The sequence below is a fragment of the Novosphingobium album (ex Liu et al. 2023) genome (assembly GCF_029076845.1).
Classification (GTDB): domain Bacteria; phylum Pseudomonadota; class Alphaproteobacteria; order Sphingomonadales; family Sphingomonadaceae; genus Novosphingobium.
In genome coordinates this window covers 237,913-248,138 of record NZ_JARESE010000020.1, presented here as the reverse complement: position 1 = coordinate 248,138, position 10,226 = coordinate 237,913, and the positions used below count along the sequence as shown (strand labels likewise).

Sequence of the window (10,226 nt, the reverse complement as noted above, 5' to 3'; positions counted from 1 at the left end):
CTCCGCCATCGCGCTCGCCGCCACCGTCATCTTCTGGCTATGACCAATGAGTCCTGACCCTAGCGCGCTCTTGGCTAGACGATGGCATCGGCGTTGAATGCGAGATCAAGCGCATCGCCGATGCAGGATGTCCCCTTACAGAGATGGTGGCACATGCGCTGACGCCAGGAAGTTCACCCCCGCGCAGCATAGTTTCACGACCGCTACGCGGCGCGCGAACCGTCGGAAGACACCGTAGCTGACTCCGCCGTGCTCCCAGGCGATATGATCGCTTTAGCTTTGACCCAATGCGTATTGGTGAAGCTCCATAATCTGGTCTCTGGGCGTCGATTTCCAGACTGCTCGACGGCTTCGCAGGGTTTGCGAAATTCAGGGCTTTGCGGTGCCCAGCGCAGTTGCGGGCAGTCCGTTATTTCGGGCAGTCAGCCATCGAAGCATAGTGGACGGGCGTAAGGGCCGCGTCTTGACGGTTCACGCCATACATTCGGCTTGCCCGTAGTCGGTGGACGATAAGGCTTGGAGAGGCCGTGCCGATGCCGTTCACAAGAACTCCCGTCGCAAGGCGGCATCTGCGCAAACAAGGCCATCGCCATAGAAAAAGGGGGCCGTCTTGCGACGGCCCCCCAATTTCCTTCGAACCTTGATCCGATCGCTTAGGCGACGGCGAAGGTTTCGACGATCTGCTCGGTGGTCAGCGGCGTGAAGTTCGCGATGGTCATCGCGTCCCAGTTGCCGATGTATTCCTTCGAGATGTCGTCGTACTGGCCCAGCTCGACGTTGCCGAGGTGGCTGACGACCGCATCCGACGCCGCCGAACCGTTATCGACCAGGTAGAAGTGGCCGATGTTGTCCGAGTCAACGGTGATGATGATGCTGTCCTGAGCCGAACCAGCGGTGTCGAGCGAGCGCACGATCTGCTGGATACGAGCCGCTTCGCTGGCGGTGCTGGTGGCAACGCCGTCACCGACTTCCACGGTATCGATGATCGCAACACCGCGGGCATGCAGGTTGAGCGACGCGATCGTCGCAGTTTCCGCATTGTCAGAGGTGTCGTTGGCGAAGTTGCCCGAGGCAACCGGACCGCCGATCACGTCTTCCACGTCGAAGATGTCGTAGCCGAGAGCCGGAACGGCACCCGTGACATCCGTGCTGTAGTCAACAGTGAGGCCGTACGGCGAACCGTCCTGCTCATTGTCAGTGATCATGTTGTCAGCCGTGCCGACTTCGAACGTCACACCGCTCGTGGTGTCCGAAGTGATCGTCACCTGAGCATTGCCATAGTCGACGCTGCTGGCGGTATCTTCGATCTGGATTATATCGCCCAGATCCACCGTTGCGACGGTCGTTCCGGCGAAAGCCGCAACCAGCGCATCGACAATATCAGCCGGCGTATCGCCAGTCGCAACGTTGATGCTGACAGACACACCAGCGAAGAGAACCGCGAGGGTACCGTCCGTGGTCGCCGCACCGCCAAACTCGATCGACTGAATTTCGCCAACCGGGTCAGCAGGGGTGATCGTGGCAGTCGCCTGCCCATAATCGATCCCGGCGGTCAGGTAGGTCAGCGTGATCGAACCATCGCCGTTGTCCACCGCATCCGCATAACGACCGGCATCCGCGTTGATCAGAGCGACGAGCGCAGCGGCAACTTCTTCCGCAGTGGTCGGCGGCGGGGTTGCAGCATCGTTACCGTCAAGCGCGACCGAGTAGGTAACGCCATTGATCGTCACTGAAGCCGTGCCATCGTCCGCAGCTTCACCTTCGAAGGTGACGGTCTGGACTTCGGCAATCGGCTCATCCGCAACGGCGGCGGTGAAGTTCATCACCACGTCTTGTTCGGTAAGACCCGTGAAGACACCGTTGATGTCAAAGGTTTCGACGCTGGTGACGTTCGACGAGTAAACCACCACGTCTTCGCCGGTATCGCCTTCGACAATGTTGTTATTCACATTGTAGGAGTCGATGCCGTAGAGGACGCCATGACCGTCTTGCGCGGCATAGACGCTCTCATAACGGTCGGAGAAGTCGCCAATTGCGCCAAACGGGGTGAGCCCAGCAGCAACCTGAGCCGCCGTCAGCGTGGTGGTGCCGAAACCGATCGTCAGATCGTCGATCGTGGTGACACCGTCGATCTTCGATTCGATGATCAGCGTATTGCCCGGGCCATCGGTGACCGAAAGCAGCGAGTTCAGGAAGCGGTCCCCAGTGATGGCTTCCTTGATGGCATTGTTGATCTTCAGATCGGTGACAACGTCGCCGTTCGAAGTGTCGGTGTTGCCGACGTAGACCTGCGATTCGATGCCTTCGAAAACCACCTCGACATAGAGGTTCCCGACGCGACCGCCCGACGAATACGGAGTGGCCGTCTGGAGATCCTGCACGTCAAGGGCAAGCACCGGAACCTCGTTCATCTGGTCCAGCGTGTTGAAGACCCAAGTCGCCTTGCCTTCGTTGAACACCGGCACGGGACCGAACTGTTCGCTGTAATCGAAGCCTTCTTCACCCGAGTTGTCGGTGTAGATGTCGTCGTCACCCGAACCGGCGCGAACCACGGCAGCGGTCGAACCCCAGAGCTCGACAACGTCATCGCCTTCCTCGGTGTAGATCGCGAGCTGACCATCGGGATTGCCCGTGAACTCGCCCGACTTGGCGTCGTCGATCAGCGAGTACTGGTTGACGACGTGATTGTAGTACCAGTTCTGCACCGCGAGGTAGTACGGCACGGCATCGGCGACCGCATCGAGGCGAATTTCGGCTTCGCCCGGGCTGTAGCCATTGCCGATCTGGATCTGAACGTGATCGTCGCCAGCGCCCATGGTGGTGGTGAAGGTGAAGTCCTCGCGAGTGGCAGTGCCGTTGATCGCGAAGTTTTCCTTGGCGAAGTTCAGGTTCAGCAGATCGTCACCCGAACCGAACGCATAGTTCGCGTTGCCGTTGTCGGCGCGCGGATCAGCGGCGGTGTCGGTGAGGTCGAGGTACTTCGCCACGGTCTCGGTGGTGAACATGCCATAGAGCGTGACGTCGTTGTCGAACGCGGTCGAATCCCAGACCAGAACGTCCTTGAACGCGAGGTTCTTGAACGAGGTCAGATCGGAGCCGAAGCTGTCGTCGGAGTTGCCGTCAAGGTTGGAGTCGTAGCGGTCATTATCGACCAGAACGCCATTGACGGTCGTCACGGCATTGGAACCACCCGGCGGGACCGAGACATAACCCGATTCGTCGGTGAGGTAAGTCACCCAAGATTCATCGTTGTCGAGGCCCTGGAAGGTCTGATCGTTGCCGATGACCAGATCAGCGTCCGCATCGCCCTCGTCAGCGACCACAACCACGCGGAGCGCGTTGTTGGTCGAATAGAGGCCGGCGAGACTGCTGTCCTGCGTGTCATCACCTTCGACGTGAAGGATGAACTGCTCGACGCCCGGCTCAACGGCCGTGCCGCTCTCATGACCCCAGATGTTGAGGCCGTCGCCGTCCATGCCGCCGATGATCAGGTGGCCACCGTCGCCGCCACGGCCAACCTTGTACAGGTCGACATCGACGGTGATGAGCGTTTCGGTGAGTTCAGGCGGAGTCGAGAAGACTTCCTTCTGATAGTCAGTGTTCGCGGGCACCTGGCCAGTCGCACCGAAGCCATTGCCAACCAGCGCCGAACCGTCGGTGTCGGTGATGACAATGTTGTAGCCCGAAGCCGGACCACCCGGCGAACCATCCGGGTCGACAACGGTGAAGCTGCCGTCAACAGTGGCCGTGAGGGTCGTCAGACCAGCCGCCGCAAGACCGGCGTTGATGCTAGTGGCAAGAGCCTGATAGGCGGCCAGACCAGACAGGTTGTTGTTGCCGTCATAATCGACCGTGTAGGCAACGCCATCGACCGTCAGGAACAGGCGGTCGAACGGGTTGGTCAGCAGCGGCAGACCATCGTTGATCTGGTTGTCGATATCGAGCAGCTGAAGCGTGATCGACGAGTTCTCGGGGTTCGGCGTATCGCGCAGGAGGTAATCCTGGTCGAACAGCACGTTCAGGTTGGCAGCCGGCGTGAGCGTGTCGCCGTTGCCGGTGTGGTCCATGCGAACGCGCACCGACTGGGTGAGGCGACGATCGTCGTAGTCACCGCTGTCGGTCAGCGTGTTGACGTTGTAAACCGTCAGCGAAGCGTCCGATTCAACCGAACCCACTTCGTCCAGGCCAATCATGTCAGCCGCATTGACTTCGACGCCATAGTAGCGATCGTCAGCGTAGCTTTCGAAGAAGATGGTCGGGTTGTAAGTGGTCAGCGCTTCGAAGTGCGCGATCTCGACATCAACGGTTTCCGGCTTGATCGAGGAACCCGGCCCGCCGTTGAGCGGCGAAGCGTCCTGGATCTGAGCGTCAAGGGTGTCGGTGCCAGCACCGCCATCGATGTAGTCGCCCGTGCCAAGCTGGTTGGTCTGCTCACCAAGCGGGTTCTGAGCAACGCGAGCGCGGAAGAGATCGTCGCCGACGGTACCCGTCAGCTCGTCCACGGTCGTGGTAAGACGGAAGGTATCACCATCGGTCGGCGTCGGCGTCACGATACCATCATCGATATCAACGCCAGTGTTGCCTACCGGGATCGTCTGGTCGCCAAGCACGATGACGCCGCCATCGACCACGAGGACGCGCTCGTCACCGCCGTTGAAGACGATGGTGGTGCCGTTGCCGCCGACGGGGATCGAGATGTCCGCGCCTGCAGCCGAAGTCAGAACGACGTTCGTGCCTTCGATCTGGGCGTGGTAGTCACCAGCGGCGCCCAGGATCTTGATGATATCGCCGCCACGGTTGAACGACGGATCGAATTCGACCTTGGCGTCGCCAGCGATGGTGACGGTCTCGTCGCCCTCGGCAGTGCCGAAGACACTGTCGGGGTCAAAGGCGCCATAAATGCCGCCAGTTTGACCAGGATTAAGAAGAATGCGGGCCATGAATGTGCTCCCTGATAGAATTAGATGCGAAACCCCCTTAGGGGCACATGGTTAAGCAAAAGTCATGAAGTCGAAGCCAACAGCGGCGGCTGCGGAGTCATAGTCAAAGACGAAGCCCGAATTGGTCAGCACATCGTCGATGACGATCTGCGTGAAGTTCGTGCCGTCATTGAACGTGATGCGCAGGTCGTGCGAGTCCGAGGGCGAAGTGCCGAAGCTGTAGTCATCGGCAGTGGCGCCGGTGACCACGATGTGGTCGTCGTCCGAGAAATCGGTGAGGATGACATCGGTACGAGCATCGACATCGTCAGTCAGCGCGTAGGCATCATCGCCCACGTCGATCGTGACGGGGTTGCCGCTCGGCGGAACGTCGATGGTGAGTTCCGTCGGACCAGTCGGCTCGGTGACGGTGACGTTGACCGTGTACGTCACGGGGTGCGTGCCGTCGGTGACGGTAATGACGAAGCTGTCGGTACCGACATAATCGTCATTGGCGACATAAGCGCCATCGACGATCGTGCCGTGCGCGGGCTGCGTCGAAACAGTCGCCGTAAGCTGGTTATCCGGCGTATCCGGGTCACTGAAGTCAATGACGAACGGCGCGCTGTCACCCTGCTCGACCGTGATAGCGGTCGTGGTATCCGGCCCCTTGACCGGCGCATCGTCGTTGAGCTCGACGACCGTGACATTGACGGTCTGCGAGACATGCGCCCCGGCAGCATCAGTGCCGGTGACGACGAAGCTGTCCGTGCCGCTATAGTTCGCATCCGGCGTGTAGGTCAGCGTACCGTTCGCATTCACCACCACCGTGCCGTTCAGGGCCTCGGTGTGAGTGAAAGTGAGCGTGGTGTCGTCAACGTCAGTGATCGTCGGAGTCACCGTGATCGCGGCGTCTTCGTTGCCAGTGACCGCAATGCTCTCGGTCGCGGCGACCGGGGCATCGTTGACCGCGGAAACCGTGAAGTTGATGGTCTGGGTGGCAGTGCCGCCCGCGCCATCGTTGACGGTAACCGTGATCGTTTCGGCGCCGTTGTAGTTCGCGTTCGGCTTGTAGGTGAACGCACCGCCAGTGCCGCCAGCGATCGTGCCGTGGCCGGCAGTCGCGGTGTAGGTCAGCGCATTGCCGTCGGCATCGGTCGCAGTGACAGTGAACGGCGTAGCCGCAGCGTCTTCGGCGACAGTGACGGTCGGCGCGGTGCCGAACACCGGAGCGGTGTTCAAAACCTCATCCTTGCCGTTACCGCCGCCAGCCAGCACCGCAACACCGAGGCCGACAAGCGCAACAGCGCCCACCAGCAGGATGGTGCCGCTGGGGCCGCCATCGTCATCGGACTGCGCGAAGCCGAAAGAATCGACCCCGTTGCCCTGGGTGATCAGCGAACCGGAGGTCGCGGCAGCATCGGCGAGCGCGCCGGCGAACGAAAAATCGCCCGCGAGCGAGGTCATCGAAGTCTCGGAGCGGGCGTCATGATGCTCCTTGCCGTCCTCAGCCTGCGCAAGAATGACCTTGGCGGTCTCTTCCGTCGCACGGGCCTCCTTGCCGACGATCTTGGCATCGTCGTCCTGGACGGGCTGCGCGTGCTCGGCCGGCTTGGCCGTCTTTTCCTTGTGAACGAGCGGCTTAGCAACCTTTGCCGGCGCCGATACGACTTTAGTGCTCATCTATTCCCCCAACATGGAACCGAGGCTCGGGATAAATCTACTCCCTGCAATTCGTGCGTTAACAAGCCCATCGTGACTTTGCCAAAGCTATTAAAGCCACAAAATAGCCGTTTTGGTTGTATCGTGGCGGTTTCACGCCGGCCATATCGGCCAAGAGTTCAACTTGTCGCGGATAGCGCATGTCATCTGGAGGGTAAGGACTGCAAGTTGGCGGAATAGCGTTGTTTTCCTCTTCTGTGGATTTGCCGCAACAGTCGGCGGGCATTCCGGTCACAGGTCGGAACGGCGATCCGGCGTGCTCCGCGCCGGATCGCGTCCCTTGCGATCAGCGCTCGGTCATGGCCTCCCCCATGGTCTTGTTGATGGGCTTGGTCAGGTAATGCCAGACCGTGTTCTTGCCCGTCTGGATCTCGGCCGTCGCGGTCATACCCGGCTGAATCTCGATCTTTTCGCCCACCAGGTGCGGCTTCATCGGGCTGGTATCGACCTTCACGTGGACCCGGTAGTAAACGGATTCGCCGTTGGGGGTCTGTTCGGTCAGCGTGTCGGGGCTGATGTAGGTCACGTCGCCGCGGGCCGACCCGTAGATCGCGGAATCATAGGCATCGAACTTCACGTTCGCCTTCTGGCCGACGCGGACATAGGCGATATCCTTCGGCGACATCTTGGCCTCGACAATCAGCTCGTCGCCCGTGGGCACGATGGTCAGCACCTCGTCGCTCGGCCGCAGCACGCCGCCCAGCGTGGTGAGCTTGATGTTCTTGACGATGCCATCGACCGGCGCGCGAATCTGCGTGTCCTTCAACGCGTCGGAGCGCTGCGCCAGCACTTCGCGCGCGGTGACCAGATCCTCCTCGGTCTTGGTGTATTCCGCCTGCAGATCCTGGAGGTACTTGTTCTTCACGTTGACCATCTGGGATTCGATGTCGGAAACGCTGCGCTGCAGCCGCAACACGTCCGCCTTGCTGACGTCGCCCTGGGCCAGCAGGGGCATGTTCATGTTCAGCTCCTGCTTCATCAGGCCGAGCATCTCGCGCAGCGCGGAAAGCTGGTCGTTCAGCGCCTGGCGACGCTTATTGTATAGCAGCGTCTGGTTGGAAACGAACTCGGGCCAGGCCTGCACTTCGGCCGGGAACGTCAGCGGCCGGTCAAACAGTTCGGCGTTGATCCGCGCCATAGTCGACATCAGCGAGGCGACCTTGCCTTGCGCTTCGGAAACCGAGGCGCGAATCTTCACGTCGTCAAGCTGGACGAGCAACTGGCCCTGCTTCACGTGATCGCCCTCGCGCACGAAGATCTTCTCGATCTGGCCGCCATCGGTGCTCTGGATCACCTGGATGCGGCCGGTGGGAATCACCTGCCCCGGCGCGCGGCTGACCTGATCGAGCTCGGCCCAGAACGACCATGCCACCGCCAGGACGAGGAACGCGAGTATCCCGAAAATCACCATGGTGGACTGGTTGAACCACCGATTCTTGAAACTGGGCGACAGCATTGTCAGTTCGCTCCCATCTCGGCCGGCTTCGGGCCTGTCCCTGCGGGTTCCTGGACGGTTTTCGGACGTTGCATCCGCTTCAGCACTTCGGCGGCCGGCCCGTCGATCGCGACCTGGCCGTTGGCGAAAATCATCAGCCGGTTGACCAGGCCGACAAGCTGCAGCTTGTGCGTGACGATGATCAGCGTCGTCTCGGGCGACAGGCGCTTGGTCAGCGTGCGCAGGACGAGCGATTCGGTATCGACGTCGAGATTCGAGGTCGGCTCATCCAGCAGGAGCAGCTTGGGCTGCGCCAGCAGCAGGCGGGTGAGGCCCGTCAGCGTGCGCTGGCCGCCCGAAAGGCCGCGACCGCCTTCCGCGATCGGCAGATCGAGCCCGCGCGGATGCTGCGTGATCAGGTTGGCCAGCCCGGTCTCCTGGGCGACCTCCATGATCCGGTCGTCGCCCGGATCGGGCAGGCCGAGCAGCAGGTTGTCGCGCAGGCTGCCGTTCACCAGGCGATAGTCCTGCGGCAGATAGCCGACATGCGTGCGCAGCGTGTCCTCGGCGACCTGGGTCATGTCGAGCCGGTCGATCAGGATCTGCCCGCTCTGCGGCGGATAGAGGCCCGACATCAGCTTGAGCAGGGTGGACTTGCCCGAGCCGACGCCGCCGACGATCGCGATCCGCTCGCCCGCCTCGATCGTCAGCTTGGGGATGTTCACGCCCGCCCGGCCGCCGGGATAGACGAATTCGACATCGCGGAAGGTGAGCTGCGGCGCCAGCCGGGTGGGACGCAGCAGATCCACATTGGCCGCGCGCTCGGTCGGGAACTTGAGGATGCCGTCCAGCATCCCCAGCGCCGAGCGCGAGTAGCTCCACTGCACCAGCAGGTTGGGCAACTGCGCGATCAGCGGGCCGTTGACCCTGCCGGCCAGGATCGAGCAGGCCACCAGCCCGCCGAGCGAGAGGCGATTCTCGAACACCTCGACCGAGCCCCAGGCGATCAGCAGGATGTACATCGCCTGCTGCATCGTGCCGAAGATCGCGCCGGCCTTGGCCTGGAGCTTCTTGGTCGGCACTTCGGAGGCGTGCAATTCGTCGAGCAGCGTGCCCCAGCGCGACATCATGTACCACTGGCCGCGATTGGCCTTGACCGTCTCGGCCGAGTCCATCGCTTCGACCAGGAGGCCGTTCTTGCGGTTGTTGCTGACCTGGGTGCGCTCGGTATCCTTGCGGATCAGCTTGGCGAAGGTCAGCGCCACGCCCAGCGCGACGGGAAAGCCGACCAGCAGCACGATCGAGATGACCCCGCCGATCTGCGCCACCACGAAGATGAACAGCAGCGCGAAAGGCAGGTCGGCGAACGCGAAGATGATGCCCGACGAGATCATCGAGCGGACCTGCTCCATGCCGCGCAGCTGCCCGGCCATGGTGCCGACCGACGGCGGCCGGGTATCGAGCCGGGCGTCGATCGCGCGGGCGAAGAAGAATTCGGACACTTCGGTGTCGATATGCGCGGCTTCGCGTTCGAGCAGGTTGGCCCGCACCACGCGCAAGGTGAAGTCGAAGGCGAGCGCGGTCAGCGCGCCCACCGACAGCACCCACAGCGTCGAGAACGCGCCGCGCGGCACCACGCGGTCATAGACCTGCATGGTGTAGAGGCTGGTGATGAGGGCGATGAAGTTGACCACCACCGTGGCGAGAATCGCCAGGAGGATGACCTGCTTGCGCCGCAGCACCGATGCCTTGAACACATCGATGGCGCGTTCGAAGCGCTGGCGGCTCGCCGGCAGCGGGATCACCAGGTCATAGATTCGCGCGCGATCGGCATCCGGCCAGGTCGTGGCGACGCCATTGTGCACCACTTGCAGGCGATTGTCCGCCTCCACCCGCTCGACCACGGCCCAGCCGCGATCGGGATGGAACACCAGCAGGGGAAACTCGTGCGTGCGCGGCGCGTCGCTATAGCGCGTCGGCGGCGCCCAGCCGATCATCTCGCAGCAGGTTTCGAGCGCCGGCTCGTCTTCGCCGGTGAGCTTCGACGCGGCATCGGCCCATTCTGGCCGCAAGTCGATGCGACGGAGCCGAGCCAGATCGGCGATCGAGGATAGGATTGCGTTGGCCACTAGACTTGCCCCGTTCCTGGA

Annotated in this window: 4 protein-coding genes; all 4 read right to left on the bottom strand. The window is 62.0% G+C overall.

The window, feature by feature from the left end; translation table 11 throughout:
- Window positions 1–653 precede the first annotated feature (653 nt).
- Window positions 654–4,940, bottom strand: coding sequence for a hypothetical protein (locus PYV00_RS08845; protein ID WP_275227916.1), 4,287 nt, complete (start codon window positions 4,938–4,940; stop codon window positions 654–656).
- A gap of 51 nt (window positions 4,941–4,991) precedes the next feature.
- Window positions 4,992–6,602 (bottom strand): tandem-95 repeat protein, encoded by a 1,611-nt coding sequence (locus PYV00_RS08840; protein WP_275227915.1) that lies wholly within the window; start codon window positions 6,600–6,602, stop codon window positions 4,992–4,994.
- Window positions 6,603–6,927: 325 nt separating this feature from the next.
- Window positions 6,928–8,097, bottom strand: coding sequence for an HlyD family type I secretion periplasmic adaptor subunit (locus tag PYV00_RS08835; RefSeq protein ID WP_275227914.1), 1,170 nt, complete (start codon window positions 8,095–8,097; stop codon window positions 6,928–6,930).
- 2 nt (window positions 8,098–8,099) lie between these two features.
- Window positions 8,100–10,205 carry an ATP-binding cassette domain-containing protein gene (locus PYV00_RS08830; protein WP_275227913.1) on the bottom strand — a complete coding sequence of 702 codons (2,106 nt, stop codon included), beginning with the start codon at window positions 10,203–10,205 and terminating at the stop codon, window positions 8,100–8,102.
- Between the last annotated feature and the right edge of the window lie 21 nt (window positions 10,206–10,226).